The sequence below is a fragment of the Paenibacillus sp. FW126-R14 genome (assembly GCF_058789495.1).
This window is the reverse complement of sequence record NZ_JBYTBS010000010.1, coordinates 47,255-62,879: the sequence shown is the minus strand read 5'-3', so window position 1 is coordinate 62,879 and position 15,625 is coordinate 47,255. Positions and strand designations below refer to the sequence as shown.

Here is a 15,625-nt window from a genome sequence, read left to right as displayed (position 1 = left end):
AAAAGTAAGGGCTTACATTTCTATTTTATGTATATCTATATTTTTAAGACGAAGGGAATGTGTACGTTATGCAAGGTAAAGTGAAATGGTTCAACGCAGAAAAAGGCTATGGTTTTATTGAGCGTGAAGATGGTGGAGATGTATTCGTGCATTTCTCAGCCATTCAATCAGAAGGATTCAAAACGCTGGACGAAGGTCAAGCTGTAGAGTTTGACATCGTAGAAGGCGCACGCGGACCGCAAGCAGCTAACGTTAGCAGACTATAATGATCCGGCACGTCTGTGCCGCTAGTATACACCTACGAACATGCACACCCTGGGAATCATCCTGGGGTGTTTTTTTGCGTATAAATTTTATGCTCGGAATTTAAAGGAATTATGAAGATGGGGTGGAATGTAGTATAATGTAAGTAGGAAGGGAGATGTTTAACTATGATGATTAGCATTCGCGGAGAACACCTTGAAGTAACTGAGGCACTCAGGGACTATGTCGAGAAGAAATTAAACAGACTAGATAGGTATTTTGAAGCTCCCCTTACATCCGATGTACAAGTGAAGCTAAGTGTGGTTAAAGGTCTGCAAACTATCGAAGTAGCTATTCCTCTAACGGGCGTGCTGCTGAGAGCTGAAGAACGCAATTCAGATATGTATGCTTCGATTGATTTGGTAGTGGACAAGTTAGAGCGCCAAATTCGCAAGCATAAAACAAGAACCAACCGCAAAATTCGCGAAGAAGGCGGCAAGCGTGATTTGTTCAAAATCGAAACATCACCTGTCACTTTCATGGAAGAGGAAGATGACTTTGAATTGGTCCGCAACAAACGCTTCGATTTGAAGCCGATGGATGTTGAGGAAGCGATTTTGCAAATGAATTTGGTTGGTCACAGCTTCTTTGTTTTCTCCAATATGGACACAGATTCCGTCAATGTCGTTTATAAACGTAACGACGGCAAGTACGGACTAATTGAGCCAGCAGTTTACAAATAAGATAATGTTCCAAAGAGCTTAATTCGATACATTCGAATTGAGCTCTTTTCAGTTCATAATAAAGGTTATGCATCGTCTCATCTGGACAGAGAGGTCGATTATTTGGCATGCATGCATTTAAGAAAACGATTCAATACTATAGAAATAATTGAAAACGTGAGATTTTCGTCTGTTTAGGACAGTTTATGCAGAAGTAGATCGAGGGTTTGTTGCGGCAGGACGGTCAAAGGTGGTACAATTTAAGGATACGAATGCAATGGAAAGGGGTTCACCGATGCTAGGACTAGTGAAGAAGATTTTTGGTGATTCCAATGAACGGGAAATTAAACGGATGTTAAAAGCGGTTGATTATATCAACGGGCTTGAGGCCAGCATTGAGCCGTTATCCGATGAGGAATTAAGAGGCAAGACTGTCGAGTTCAGAAATCGCCTGGAAAAAGGCGAGGAGCTGGACGATTTGCTGCCGGAAGCTTTTGCGGTAGTCAGAGAAGCAGCTAAACGCGTATTGGGCAAACGTCATTACGACGTTCAACTTATTGGGGGTATGGTGCTGCACGAAGGCCGTATCGCCGAGATGAGAACAGGGGAAGGGAAAACGCTGGTTGGAACACTCCCTGTGTACTTGAATGCATTGCTGGGCAAAGGCGTGCACGTTGTAACCGTCAATGACTATTTGGCGCAGCGCGATAGTGGCGAAATGGGTCAGATCTATAGATTCCTTGGCCTGACGGTTGGGGTTAATCTGCATGAACTTACGCATGAGGAAAAGCAAGCAGCTTATGCCTGCGATATTACGTATGGCACGAATAACGAATATGGGTTCGATTACCTGCGCGATAACATGGTGCTTTACAAAGAGCAGATGGTTCAGCGTCCGCTTTATTATGCGGTCATCGATGAAGTGGACTCCATTTTGGTCGATGAAGCCAGAACGCCTCTTATTATTTCGGGACAAGCTGCCAAGTCTACGGACTTGTATTATGCGGCGGACCGTTTTGTGGCGAAGCTGAAAGAAGAAGAGGATTGCACGATTGATATTAAAGTGCGTTCCGTGGCTCTTACGGAAGAAGGGGTCGCGAAAGCGGAGCGTGCATTCGGCATTGAGAACTTATTCGATCATCAGAATGTGAATATTAACCATCACGTGACTCAAGCGCTGAAAGCGCGTTTCATCATGAAGCGCGATGTGGACTACGTCGTACAAGACGACGAGGTTATGATTGTCGATGAATTTACAGGCCGTATTATGACAGGCCGTCGCTATAGTGATGGGCTGCACCAGGCTATTGAGGCCAAAGAGCAGCTGCAAGTTCAGAATGAGAGCATGACGCTGGCGACGATTACATTCCAGAACTATTTCCGGATGTACCGCAAGTTGGCGGGGATGACAGGTACGGCGAAGACGGAAGAGGAAGAGCTCAAGAAAATTTACGGGCTTGAAGTTATCATTGTTCCGACGAACCGTCCGATGATTCGTAAAGACATGCCGGATGTGGTGTACAAGTCGGAGAACGGTAAGTTCAAGGCGGTTGTTGATCAAATCGTTGAGAAACACAAGCTGAATCAACCGGTCTTGGTCGGTACGGTGTCGATTGAGAACTCGGAAAGACTTTCTGAGATGCTCAAAAAGAAAGGCGTACAGCACAAAGTCCTTAATGCCAAATACCATGCGGAAGAAGCTGAAATCGTATCGCGTGCGGGCCAACCGGGTGCCGTGACGATCGCTACGAATATGGCGGGCCGCGGTACGGACATTATGCTGGGAGAAGGCGTACATGATATCGGCGGGCTGCATATTATAGGTACAGAACGTCATGAAAGCAGACGGATCGATAATCAGCTGCGCGGACGCGCAGGCCGTCAAGGCGACCCTGGTTCTTCGCAATTCTACCTCTCTCTGGAAGATGAATTGATGAAACGTTTCGGCGCTGAAAATATTATGGCGATGATGGATCGCCTCGGGATGGAAGAAGATCAGCCGATCGAGAGCAAATTAATCTCCCGTGCTGTGGAATCCGCCCAAAAACGCGTGGAGGGCAACAACTTCGACGTACGTAAAGTGGTCCTTCAGTATGACGATGTTATGAATCAACAACGGGAAATTATCTATAAACAGCGCCGCGAGCTGTTGGAGTCGGAAAATATCCGCGAAGTCATCGAGGGTATGATTAATGCAGTGATTGAGCGCGTCGTGAAAGCGCACTGTCCGGAGGAGCAAATTCCGGAAGAGTGGGAGCTTCAAGAAGTTGCGAATTTCGTGAACAACAACTTCCTTCAAGAAGATGCGCACATTAGCGACCAAGATATTTGGGGCAAAGAGCAGGAAGAGATCATTGATTATATCAAAGAACTCGTTAGCAAACGTTACGATCAGCGTGAAGAAGAGATCGGACCTGAATTCATGCGTGAATTCGAGAAGGTCGTTTCGCTGCGTGCGGTAGACAGCAAATGGATGGATCACATCGATGCGATGGATCAACTGCGTCAAGGTATCCACCTGCGTGCTTACGGCGGTACGGATCCGCTTCGTGAATACCAGTTTGAGGGCTTTGAGATGTTCCAAGAGATGATTGAGAACATTCGCGAAGAAGTCGCAATGTATATCATGAAAGCTCATGTTCAAAGCAACCTGGAGCGTCAAGCCGTAGCCGAAGGGCAAGCGGTGGATACGAAGAACGAAGCCGGCGGCAAAAAGCCGGTCGTGCGCGACGAGGAACAGCGTATCGGACGCAACGATCCGTGCCCATGCGGCAGCGGCAAGAAGTTCAAACAGTGCCACGGACAAGGCAGCTAAGCGAAGCTGACGCGATCCGGTTAGAACGGGCACAAGAGAATAAAGAGGTGTAAGACATGCTGGAAGCAGAAGTGAAACAAGACTTAAGAGAAACAGCAAAGCGACTAACCGAATTACGGGGGTCTCTTTGACTTAGATCATAAACTGGAAGCGATCGGCGATTATGAGGAAAAGATGGGGGCGCCGGACTTCTGGGACGATAACGAACGCGCCCAGAAGACCATCGCCGAGCTCAACGCCATCAAGAGCGTTGTGGATCAATTTCAGGGCTTCACGAACGAGTTTGACGACCTGCAGGTCATGGTCGAGCTCGAGGAAGAGGAAAGCGATGCCGGCCTGGTGGCTGACATTGAGTCAGGCATCGCGGCGCTAAAGACCAAGCTCGAAAGCTTCGAGCTTGGCCTGCTGCTCAATCAGCCGTATGACCGGCTGAATGCGATCCTAGAGCTGCATCCCGGCGCGGGCGGCACGGAGTCGCAGGACTGGGCGGAGATGCTGCTGCGCATGTACCGCCGCTGGGCGGAGAAGCGGGGCTACAAAGTCGAGGTGCTCGACTATTTGCCCGGCGACGAGGCCGGCGTGAAGAGTGTCACGCTGCAGATCACAGGCTTCAACGCCTACGGTTACTTGAAGGCGGAGAAGGGTGTGCACCGGCTCGTGCGGATCTCGCCGTTTGACGCGTCGGGCAGACGTCACACGTCGTTCGTGTCTTGCGACATCATGCCGGAGATTGAGGACGATACGGAAGTTGAGATCCGCACAGAGGATCTCAAGATCGATACGTACCGGGCGAGCGGCGCCGGCGGTCAGCATATCAACACCACGGATTCAGCCGTGCGGATTACGCACATGCCGACCGGGGTCGTGGTGAGCTGTCAGCAAGAGCGCTCGCAGATCAAGAACCGCGAGAAAGCGATGAAGATGCTGCGTTCCAAGCTGTACGAGAAGAAGATCGAAGCGCAGATGAAGCAGCTGGCTGAAATTCGCGGCGAGCAGTCCGATATTGGTTGGGGCAGCCAAATTCGTTCTTATGTTTTTCATCCGTACAGCATGGTGAAAGATCACAGAACTTCGGCGGAGACCGGCAATGTCGGTGCGGTCATGGACGGAGATTTGGATATGTTCATCGATGCCTTCTTGCGCCATCAGATTCGTAAGCCGGACAACGCCGAGTAATCGGTGGATTGGCGAATGCGGCGAAGTCCTTTGCCTCCGGCGGAGGACCAGCGCATAGCAGAGGCAATAGACGTTCATCCTACACCTATCAGGTGTAGGATTTTTTGTGAGAGGAGGCCTATGGTGGCCAGAAGAGAACCGATGCTACGGATAGGAAGTCCTGCACATACCATTTTTGAATATTCCTTATTAATCATAGGCTCGTTGATTATGGCGGCTAGCTTTAACTGCTTTTTGAACCCGAACCAAATCGCAACCGGTGGGGTTGCAGGGATTTCAACGGTAATTCAGCATGTAACCGGCTTAAATCCGGCGATCATCCAATGGTCGCTGAACATTCCGATTTTCCTCTTAGCCCTTTGGCTGCTGGGGGGACATTTTGGCGTGAAGGCGGCTGTGGGCTCGGTTGTGTTTCCGTTATGCGTCCTCGTAACCAGCCATCTGGGCGTGCCGACGCAGAATCCTTTGCTCGCTTCCGTCTATGGCGGGATTGGCGTTGGGCTTGGACTCGGCATTGTTTTTCGCGGACGAGGTTCTACAGGCGGGCTTGGGTTGGCCGCGCAAATTTTACATAAGTACACCGGTTTAAGCTTGGGTTTCTCTGTTGCCGTATTTGACGGGATCGTGATTATCTCCTCTGCGCTAGCGTTCACTCCGGAGAATGCCCTGTACGGGATGATCGGCTTATTCGTTACGACGAAAACGATCGATATTGTGCAGCTTGGTTTTAACTATGCCAAAGTGGCTTTCATCATTTCGGACCATACGGATGCGATTCGCAAAGCGATTCTGTACGATTTGGATCGCGGGCTAACGGAGCTTAACGGATCCGGCGGATTTACCGGGGAATCCCGGACTGTGATGATGGTCGTTGTGAAGCAGAACGAGGTCAGTCGTTTGAAAACGCTGGTTCAGTCGGTGGACCCGCAGGCGTTTGTTATTTTGAGTGAAACGAATGAGGTGCTCGGCGAAGGTTTTAAGCGGCATGCTCAGCCATCTGGAAAGCGGCAGTGAGTTTTTAATGAGACGTGCTTTGGCTCGTCTTTTTTTGTTGTGAGGGTTGAGGTTTATCTGCCGTCTACCGTCTGGGCTTTGTTGTATTTTGTGCAACATAGAAACGAATATCCGGCACATTCAGTCCTTATAGTGTATAAAATACAACCATTTCAGCTGAAAGGTAACAAAATCAGCCGTTTTAGCTGGAATGGTTGCACAAAGTACAACGAAGGAAGATGCTAGGGGCAAAATGCAGAGATAATGCTGCACAAAGTGCAACATAGGGGGATCGATCCATAGCCTCCAGCCTCCGACTGAGCATCATTGTGCCATGGCTCAAAATTTTCCGACACGGGTTTAACCTCACAAAAAAATGTTGCTTGTCTAACGTTTAATTTGGGATAATATAACTGTTCGTCATTCGAACGAAATGTCTATGCATATTATAAATTTTTTTCATCCGACAACAGGATTGAAAACCGCGGCAAGATTTTCCGCAAAAAAGCTGAAAAACCCTTGATTCGTCTCGCATCTAAATGTCTTTTAGCGGAGAAAAATGGAGAAAAAAATTCATTGAATTATCATGTATATGACTGTATAATCATACATATATTTTCGGAATAACGGGGGAATTCATATGAGTCATAACGTTAGAGCGGCTATTATTGGAGCTACAGGATACGGCGGCGCGGAGGTTATTCGGTTGCTGCAGGCGCATCCTCTAGTGAAAATCACATCGGTCATCTCGACCTCGAATGCGGGAGCGCCACTGGCGGATCATTTTCCACATTTGCAGGAAGTGGTCCTCGATATTCTGGATCAACTCGATGTTGATCTGATCGCAGGCAAAGCCGACGTCGTGTTCCTGGCGACACCTGCGGGCGTAAGTGCAGAGCTTTCACCAAAACTTTTGGCTGCCGGCCTGAAGGTTATTGATATTTCCGGGGATTTGCGTTTGAAATCAAGCAGCGACTACGAAAAATGGTACAAGAAGAAGCCGGCTTCCGAGGAAATCTTGGCGAAGTCGATCTATGCGTTGTCCGAAGTGTTCGGGGACGAAGTCAAAGGAAGCGATCTGATCGCGAATCCAGGCTGCTATCCGACAGCAACGCTGCTAGGTCTTATTCCTGCTGTCAAAGCGGGCTGGATCGATCCTTCGACGATTATTATCGATGCCAAATCAGGCGTATCCGGCGCAGGACGAGGCGTAAGTCTTGGCGTGCACTATGCGGAAGTCAATGAGAATTTGAACGTGTATAAAGTGAATAAACACCAGCATATTCCGGAAATTGAGCAGGCGCTCAGCCGTGTTGCGGGCAAGCCGGTGGTGACGACGTTCACGACACATCTTGTTCCGATGACGCGCGGAATTATGTCCACGATGTACGCCACTGTAAATGGTGAGCATACGGCTGCAGAATTTATTGAGCTTTACCGCCAATTCTATGAAGGCCGGAAGTTCGTACGGATTCGTCAAGAAGGCAAGTTTCCTTCGACGAAGGAAGTTTACGGCTCTAATTACTGTGATATCGGTTTTTCCGTGGATGAGCGGACAGGTCGCGTGACGATCGTTTCCGTTATTGATAATGTGGTGAAGGGCGCTGCGGGGCAGGCCATTCAGAACTTGAACTTGATGTACGGTTGGGAAGAAACGACCGGATTGCTGTTCGCGCCGGTATATCCATAAGAAGAGGAACATGTGAGGAGACGAGGATGTTGGATAAAGCTAGTTTCACGGTCGTGCCGGAGGGCACAGTAACGACGCCGAAAGGCTTTCGCGCAGGCGGTCTGCACTGCGGATTAAAGAAGACGGAGCGCTTTGACTTAGGTGCGATCGTATGTGATGTGCCGGCGGCAGCGGCGGGCGTGTACACGCTGAACGCGTTTCAAGCGGCACCACTGCGCGTGACGCAAGAAAGCATCGCCCAAGGCGGCAAGCTGCAGGCGATGATCGTGAACAGCGGCAACGCGAACGCGTGTACCGGCCAGCAGGGCGAGGACGACGCATACGCGATGCGCGCGGCCAGCGCGAAGGCGCTAGGCGTGGCAGAGCATCACGTTGGCGTGACGAGCACGGGCGTTATCGGCGAGCTTCTGCCGATGGGCAAAGTGCTGACAGGCATCGAGCAGCTGCCGCAGCGCATTAAGCTGGACGGAGGCGAAGACTTCTGCCAAGCGATCCTGACGACGGATCTTGTGCAGAAGATGACGTGTGTCCGTCTTGTCGTTGGCGGCAAGGAGGTTCACATTGCCGGGGCAGCGAAGGGTTCGGGGATGATTCACCCGAACATGGCAACGATGCTCGGTTTCATGACAACCGATGCGCCGATCGAGAGCGAACACCTGCAGCAGCTGCTTAGCAGGATCACGGACAACACCTTCAACATGATCACGGTTGATGGCGATACGTCCACCAACGACATGGTCGTGGTGATGGCTAGCGGGCTGGCCGGCGGCGAAACGCTGAATCCGGACCATCCGGATTGGGAAGCTTTCGCGGCAGGGTTCCAATACGTTGGCGAATACCTCGCCAAAGCGATTGCACGCGACGGCGAAGGCGCAACGAAGCTGATCGAGACGACGGTCATTGGCGCGGAGAGCGATGAGGCGGCGCGTAAGATCGTGAAGTCGATCATCGGATCGAGCCTCGTGAAGTCCGCCGTTTACGGCGCAGATGCGAACTGGGGCCGGATCATTGCGGCTGTCGGCTACTCGGGACAGCCCGTGAATGTGAACACGGTCGATATCCGCTTGGGCGATATCGCCGTACTGGAACAGTCGCGTCCCGTGAAATTCGACGAGGAAGCGGCGCTGGCGTATTTGAAAACGGACACGATTCAAATTCATGTGAATTTACATATGGGCACTGGCAAGGCAACGGGCTGGGGCTGCGATTTGACATATGATTATGTGCGAATCAATGCCGCTTACCGTACCTAAGGAAGCAAAGGGGAACGAACGCAGTGAAGAACAATTGCTTTGTGATGAAATGCGGAGGCAGCACGCTTGCGGCGCTGCCTGCCAGCTTTTTTGAAGATATGCGTCAGCTTCAAGAGGAAGGCATTGTAACGGTTATCGTACACGGCGGCGGCCCGGCGATTTCGGAAACGCTCGGCAAGCTGGGCATTGAATCCGGCTTCGTGAACGGCCTTCGGGTGACGAACGAAGCGGTGCTGGACGTTGTGGAGATGGTGCTTTCCGGTCAGATCAACAAGGAGATCGTACGCCGCATTCAATTGACAGGCGCAGCAGCGCTGGGATTGTCCGGTGTGGATGGACATTTAATTGAAGCGAAGCCGGTTGCGAACAGCGATGAGGTCGGCCTTGTCGGCGATGTGACGAAGGTGAATGCGGAGCTGATCCAGGGCATCGTGAACATGGGCTATATTCCGGTTATTGCGCCGGTCGGGCTTGGGGAAGATGGCGGACAGCGCTATAATATCAATGCGGATACGGCGGCTGGTGCAGTTGCTTCTCACCTGGGTGTGGAGCAGATGGTTGTCGTGACGGACGTTCCCGGCATCATGAAAACAGTTGACGGCGAGAAGCAAGTTCTGCCTGTGGTAAGCGTTGCGGAAATCGAAGAAATGATTGCAAATGGCGACATTTACGGCGGCATGATTCCGAAGGTTCGTGCAGCGATCGCATGCATTCAGGGCAAGGTGCAGGAAGTTGTGATTGTGAACGGATCTGAACCGAATGTGCTTAGCAAAGTGCTGAAGGGCACGGGAATCGGCACAAGAATTGTACGATAACACTATAAGGAGGGAATGTACATGAGTGAAACGGGTAAAAGCTCGCTCTTTCCAACGTACGCCAGATATCCAATTACGCTGGTGAAGGGGGAGGGCAGCCGACTGTGGGACGATACGGGCAAGGAGTACATCGACTTGATGAGCGGAATTGCGGTAGCGAACCTTGGACACGCGCCTAAAGAAGTGAAGGAGCAGCTTGTCCAGCAGCTGGATCAGCTGTGGCATGTTAGCAACCTTTTCCATATTCCGAACCAGGAGAAACTAGCTTCCTTACTGACGGATAATAGCTGTGCGGATGCTGTGTTCTTCTGTTCCACAGGAGCGGAAGCGAACGAGGCCGCAATCAAGCTGGCACGCCGTTATAATCAAAAGGTGCTGAACAACGGCCGGTACGAGATTATTACGTTCAACATGTCGTTCCATGGACGGACACTGGCGACGTTGACCGCTACAGGTCAAGACAAAGTGAAGGAAGGGTTCCATCCGCTTCCCGAAGGCTTCGTCTATGCACCTTATAACGATATCGAGGCTGTCCGCAGTCTTGTGAATGACAAAACATGCGCCATCATGCTGGAAATGGTACAGGGGGAAGGCGGCGTACTGCCGGCTGATCCGGAGTTCGTGAAACAACTGGCAGAGCTGTGCAAGCAGGAAAATCTGCTTTTGATTGCGGATGAAATCCAAACAGGCGTTGGGCGTACAGGCAAGCTTTTTGCCTATGAGCATTATGGGGTTGAACCGGATATTTTCACATTGGCCAAAGGCTTAGGCGGAGGGTTCCCGATTGGCGCTATGCTGGGGAAAGCTTTCCTTGCTGAAGCGTTTAGCGCCGGCAGTCACGGTTCGACATTCGGCGGTACGCCGATTGCGACGGCAGCAGGCTTTGCGGCGGTGGATACGATTATCTCGACTAAACTGCCTGAACGTGCGGCGGAAATAGGCGAGTATACGATTAAGAAGCTGGAAAGCAAGCTTGCCGGCAATCCTTTCATCGCGAAAGTTCGCGGTATTGGGCTTTTGATCGGGATTGAGTGCACGCAGCCGGCTGGTGAAATCATTAGCGAGGTTCACAAAAGAGGCGTACTTGTTATTCCTGCCGGGCCGAACGTCATTCGTTTAGTGCCGGCCTTAAATATACCGCAAACCGATTTGGATCAAGGGCTGGATGTGCTGTGCGCTGTCCTCGCAGAGAAGGCATCGACCATCAGCAGTGTCTAGTGAGTAACATGGAGAGAGGTTGAACAGAATGAACATTACGTTACAAGAAGAAATGGCCGCCCAGTTGAAAGGCAAGGATTTTCTTGCTCTGGCTGACTATACACCGGAAGAAATCGAATATTTAATTCACTACGGGATTGAACTTAAGCGCAAGCAAAAGGCTAGAGAGCCTCATGCTGTGCTGGCAGGCAAAACGCTCGGGATGATTTTTGAGAAATCTTCGACGCGCACGCGTGTTTCTTTTGAAGTCGGGATGTACCAGCTTGGAGGTCAGGCGCTTTTCTTAAGCAAAAACGACCTGCAGCTTGGACGCGGAGAAACCGTATGGGATACGGCTCAGACGCTGTCCCGTTACTTGGATGGCATTATGATCCGTACGTACGAACACCGCAAAGTCATTGACCTGGCTCGCGGAGCAACCGTTCCGGTTATTAACGGATTGACGGATTATGCGCATCCTTGCCAAGTGATGGCCGATTATCAGACTGTGCTTGAGAAAAAGGGCCGCCTGAAAGGCATTAAAGTCGCATACATCGGGGACGGCAACAACATGGTACACTCCTTGATGGTGGGCGCAAGCAAACTAGGAATGGACTTCGCCATTGCTTCTCCGGAAGGCTATGATCCTGACCAAGAAGTGATTCAGAATTCCAAAGAAAATGCCGCACAATACGGCGGCAGCGTGCTTCTGACGCGCGACCCGCGCGAAGCGATCGAGAATGCGGACATCGTTTACACGGATGTTTGGGCGAGCATGGGCTTTGAGGCCGAGCAGCAAGAGCGTGAAATTGCGTTCAAAAATTACCAAATCAACGAAGATCTTGTGAAGTATGCCAAATCGGATTACTTGTTCATGCACTGCTTGCCTGCACACCGCGGCGAAGAAGTGAGTGAGGGCGTCATTGACGGCGCGCATTCGATTATTTTTGACCAAGCAGAGAATCGTCTTCATGCGCAAAAGGCTATTATGGCCGCAACCATGATATAATAAATAGATAGAGGAAACGGAGAGATTAGTAGACATGGCTAAGGAAAAAATCGTACTCGCTTATTCCGGTGGATTGGATACATCGGTTATTTTGAAATGGCTCAAGGAGACTTACGACGCCGAAATTATTGCTTTTACTGCTGATATCGGGCAAAAAGACGAGTTGGACGGTCTAGAGGAAAAAGCGCTCAAAACAGGCGCATCCAAAATCTACATCGACGACCTGCGTGACGAGTTCGCAAAGGATTTCATCAACCCGATGTTCCAAGCAGCGGCTCTATATGAAGGGCAATACCTGCTCGGCACGAGCATTGCGCGTCCGCTGATCGCGAAGCGCATGGTTGAAATCGCGCGCGCAGAAGGCGCTACGGCGATTGCGCACGGCGCAACCGGCAAAGGAAACGACCAAGTGCGCTTCGAGCTGACAGCTGCGGCGCTTGCGCCTGAGATTTCGGTGATCGCGCCTTGGCGTTTGGAAGAATTCCGCGAGCAGTTCCCGGGCCGCGCAGAGATGATCGCGTATGCCGAGAAACACGGCATTCCGGTAACGGCATCCGCTGCGAAGCCGTATTCGACAGACCGCAACCTGCTGCACATCTCCTTCGAGAGCGGTATGCTGGAGGATCCTTGGTTTGACCCATCCGCTACATCCAACAAAGACATGTTCGTGCTGAGCGTTGACCCTGAGGATGCGCCAGACCAAGCCGAATACATTGAACTTGAGTTTGAAAAAGGCGACTGCGTTGCGATTAACGGCGCGAAGCTGACTCCGCTTCAAGTGATGGAAACTTTGAATGAAATCGGCGGCAAGCACGGTATCGGCCGTGTAGATATGGTTGAGAACCGTTTCGTGGGTATGAAGAGCCGCGGCGTGTACGAAACTCCGGGCGGTACGATCCTGTTCACGGCTCACCGCAAAATGGAATCTCTGACAATGGACCGCGATGTGATGCACCTTCGTGATTCCCTGATTTCCAAATACGCAAGCCTTGTATACAACGGCTTCTGGTTTGCACCTGAGCGTTTGGCGATTCAAGCGCTGGTTGCGGAAAGCCAAAAGAACGTATCCGGTACAGTTCGCTTGAAATTGTACAAAGGCAACGTAATCGGAGCTGGCGTGAAAAGTCCGGTATCCTTGTACAACCCGGATATTGCGACGATGGAAGCAGATCCGACGAAAGCTTACGACCAAGGCGATGCGACTGGCTTCATTCACTTGAATGCTCTTCGTTTGAAAGTATCTTCGGGCGTTGAGCAGAACGCTAAGAAGTAAGTTATCATAGGCTGTGAACCGGGCTTTCCCTCGTGGAAAGCCTTTGGGCTGTAAATCAGAGAGGAGTGGTGCACGTGTCAAAGCTTTGGGGTGGACGATTTACGAAGCAAACCGACCAATTGGTTGAAGAATATACAGCATCGATTATGTTTGATAAAGAGTTAGCCGAGGAAGATATTCAAGGCAGCTTGGCCCATGTTACGATGCTTGGGAAATGCGGCATTCTTCCTGCGGAAGATGTTGAGAAAATCAAGGATGGCCTCTACGAGGTGCAAGGCATGATTCGCCGCGGCGAGCTGGAATATACGATTCAGAACGAAGATATTCACATGAATATCGAGAAGACGCTGATCGATTTGATTGGACCTGTCGGCGGCAAGCTGCACACCGGCCGCAGCCGTAACGATCAGGTGGCGACGGATATGCATCTTTACCTGCGCAAGCGGGTGGTTGAGTTCGTCGGCCATCTCATCAAACTGCAGGAAGCTCTTCTTGATCAAGCTAAGAAAAACATCAATACGATTATCCCGGGGTATACGCATCTTCAGCGTGCGCAGCCGATCTTGTTTGCGCATCACATGATGGCCTACGTCAGCATGTTCCAGCGCGACCTTGAGCGCTTGCAGGACAGCTACAAGCGCGTAGACATTTTGCCGCTCGGCGCTGGCGCGCTCGCCGGCACGACGTTCCCGATCGACCGCCATTTCGTGGCGCAGCAGCTCGGGTTCGGACGCGTGTACGAGAACTCCCTGGATGCGGTCAGCGACCGCGATTTCATCCTGGAGTTCCTCTCGAACGCGTCCATGATCATGATGCACCTTTCTCGCTTCAGCGAGGAAATGGTGCTTTGGTCTTCCACCGAGTTCGCGTTCGTCGAACTGGATGATGCTTTCTGCACCGGCAGCTCGATCATGCCGCAGAAGAAAAACCCGGACGTGGCGGAGCTCGTCCGCGGCAAAACAGGCCGCGTCTACGGCAACTTGTTCGGTCTGATGACCGTACTGAAGTCGCTGCCGCTGGCGTACAACAAGGACATGCAGGAAGATAAAGAAGGCATGTTCGATACGGTTCGTACCCTGCAGGGGGCGCTGCAGCTGTTCGCTCCGATGGTCTCTACCATGAAAGTGAACACGGAACGCATGAGACAAGCCGTGAACCAAGATTTCTCGAATGCTACGGATATTGCCGATTATCTGGTTAACAAAGGGCTGCCATTCCGTCAAGCGCACGAAGTTATCGGCAAAACGGTGCTGTACTGCATTCAGAACAAAAAATACTTGCTCGATATGAGCATCGAGGAATTCAAAACGTTCTCCACGCTGTTTGAGTCCGACATTTACGAAGTGCTGCAGCCGGAGCAAGTTGTTAATGCGCGCAATGTTTACGGCGGAACGGCAAGCAATCAAGTGTCCGAAGCCATTGCCCGTGCAGAGCAGGTGCTAGCGCAGTCCAACGAATGGCTGCAAGCGTATATGGAGAAAAATAAATAAGCTGTTAATGCAAAAAGCCTTCAACCCATCCGATTGGATGAATTGAAGGCTTTTTGCCGTTTTATCGGCCTGTGACCGAGACGTATCCGGTATCCACGCTGACTTTCACTTTCTTGCTGCCATCTCCGAGGGTGCCTTTGGCGGAGTGATGCTCTTTGCGATCTACGGTTAGTCCAGGCACATCCACATTGATGCTGCCGGTATCTGTGCTCAAATCGAAGCTGACATTCTTAGGCGTCGGATCCAGCGTAAGACGGACACTGCCGGTATCGGATTCCAGGGAGACGGAATCGCCGATATCGCTTAATTTTGCCGTGATGCTGCCGGTGTCGGTTTTAATCTTCACATCTCCTTGGCCTTGCTGGATATTGATATTTCCAGTGTCCGCTTGAAAATTAATCAGTTTGCCTTCGTAACGGTCAAGGGAGATGTTGCCGGTATCCGTAGTGGCCGTCAGTTTTTCCGATTTTAGGTCCTTGAAATTAATATTCCCCATATTGGAAGAAACGGTGATGGATTTGTACATTTTATCCGGAAGAGAGACTTCGGTTTTGAGGCCGAAGCTGCGGCCGGCGATTAAATTTTTGAGTTCGGTGATATCAAAACCAAAGTTGAAATGATCTTTCTTCTTGGTACAAACATCGACTCGCCAAACGTTGCTTCCTTCTGTCGCTGCTTCCACCGTGCAGTTAGTCGCATTAGATTCTCGCATCGCACCGACCAGCCGCACCTTGATTTCATCGGAATTGGCAGGGACGAAAGTTATGCTCGAAATATCATTTTGAATAATAAGCGTGTCGATGTTTGCTGACGAAATTTTTTTCTCGACATCAATGTTGGCTATGCCTGCATCGAGGTCAAGCGTTTTGAAAGAAACGGCCGCACCGACAAGACCCACTGCCACGCAGGCAAAGCCGATCAGCAAGAAAAATTTATATCCACGTTTCAT

The 15,625-nt window shown here is 50.8% G+C and carries 13 protein-coding genes; 12 read left to right on the top strand and 1 reads right to left on the bottom strand.

Annotated elements, in window-relative coordinates; all coding sequences use genetic code 11:
* The first annotated feature begins 68 nt into the window (after positions 1 to 68).
* From AC3WRW_RS09620 to argH, 12 genes are all read left to right on the top strand, one after another.
* The gene (locus AC3WRW_RS09620) at positions 69 to 266 is read left to right on the top strand and encodes a cold shock domain-containing protein (RefSeq protein ID WP_028556842.1); all 198 of its coding nucleotides are present in this window, start codon (positions 69 to 71) and stop codon (positions 264 to 266) included.
* Between the two features lie 165 nt (positions 267 to 431).
* A complete protein-coding gene (gene hpf / locus AC3WRW_RS09615; protein ID WP_171683319.1) occupies positions 432 to 986 on the top strand; it encodes a ribosome hibernation-promoting factor, HPF/YfiA family in 555 nt (184 codons plus the stop codon).
* Positions 987 to 1,260: 274 nt separating this feature from the next.
* Positions 1,261 to 3,780, top strand: a complete 2,520-nt coding sequence (secA, locus tag AC3WRW_RS09610) for a preprotein translocase subunit SecA (protein WP_492546112.1) — start codon at positions 1,261 to 1,263, stop codon at positions 3,778 to 3,780.
* A gap of 56 nt (positions 3,781 to 3,836) precedes the next feature.
* Positions 3,837 to 4,956 (top strand): peptide chain release factor 2 gene (prfB, locus tag AC3WRW_RS09605; protein ID WP_492546111.1). Its coding sequence is split into 2 segments (ribosomal slippage): positions 3,837 to 3,908 and positions 3,910 to 4,956, totalling 1,119 coding nucleotides; the frame shifts between segments, so codons are not numbered across the junction.
* Between the two features lie 120 nt (positions 4,957 to 5,076).
* Complete coding sequence (locus AC3WRW_RS09600; protein ID WP_492546110.1) at positions 5,077 to 5,970, top strand: YitT family protein; 894 nt, start codon at positions 5,077 to 5,079, stop codon at positions 5,968 to 5,970.
* 619 nt (positions 5,971 to 6,589) lie between these two features.
* Complete coding sequence (gene argC, locus AC3WRW_RS09595; RefSeq protein ID WP_492546109.1) at positions 6,590 to 7,639, top strand: N-acetyl-gamma-glutamyl-phosphate reductase; 1,050 nt, start codon at positions 6,590 to 6,592, stop codon at positions 7,637 to 7,639.
* Positions 7,640 to 7,665: 26 nt separating this feature from the next.
* Positions 7,666 to 8,892 carry a bifunctional glutamate N-acetyltransferase/amino-acid acetyltransferase ArgJ gene (argJ, locus tag AC3WRW_RS09590; RefSeq protein WP_492546108.1) on the top strand — a complete coding sequence of 409 codons (1,227 nt, stop codon included), beginning with the start codon at positions 7,666 to 7,668 and terminating at the stop codon, positions 8,890 to 8,892.
* A gap of 44 nt (positions 8,893 to 8,936) precedes the next feature.
* Complete coding sequence (gene argB / locus AC3WRW_RS09585; protein WP_492546194.1) at positions 8,937 to 9,707, top strand: acetylglutamate kinase; 771 nt, start codon at positions 8,937 to 8,939, stop codon at positions 9,705 to 9,707.
* 21 nt (positions 9,708 to 9,728) lie between these two features.
* Positions 9,729 to 10,925: an acetylornithine transaminase gene (argD, locus tag AC3WRW_RS09580; protein WP_492546107.1), complete on the top strand. Its 1,197-nt coding sequence runs from the start codon at positions 9,729 to 9,731 to the stop codon at positions 10,923 to 10,925.
* A 28-nt stretch (positions 10,926 to 10,953) separates the two neighbouring features.
* Positions 10,954 to 11,913, top strand: a complete 960-nt coding sequence (gene argF / locus AC3WRW_RS09575) for an ornithine carbamoyltransferase (protein WP_492546106.1) — start codon at positions 10,954 to 10,956, stop codon at positions 11,911 to 11,913.
* Positions 11,914 to 11,947: 34 nt separating this feature from the next.
* A complete protein-coding gene (locus AC3WRW_RS09570) occupies positions 11,948 to 13,186 on the top strand; it encodes an argininosuccinate synthase (RefSeq protein WP_492546105.1) in 1,239 nt (412 codons plus the stop codon).
* 74 nt (positions 13,187 to 13,260) lie between these two features.
* Positions 13,261 to 14,676 carry an argininosuccinate lyase gene (gene argH / locus AC3WRW_RS09565; protein ID WP_492546104.1) on the top strand — a complete coding sequence of 472 codons (1,416 nt, stop codon included), beginning with the start codon at positions 13,261 to 13,263 and terminating at the stop codon, positions 14,674 to 14,676.
* A 61-nt stretch (positions 14,677 to 14,737) separates the two neighbouring features.
* On the opposite strand, the gene AC3WRW_RS09560 is transcribed toward argH, so the two are convergent.
* On the bottom strand, positions 14,738 to 15,625 hold the full coding sequence (locus AC3WRW_RS09560; protein ID WP_492546103.1) for a DUF4097 family beta strand repeat-containing protein: 888 nt from the start codon (positions 15,623 to 15,625) through the stop codon (positions 14,738 to 14,740).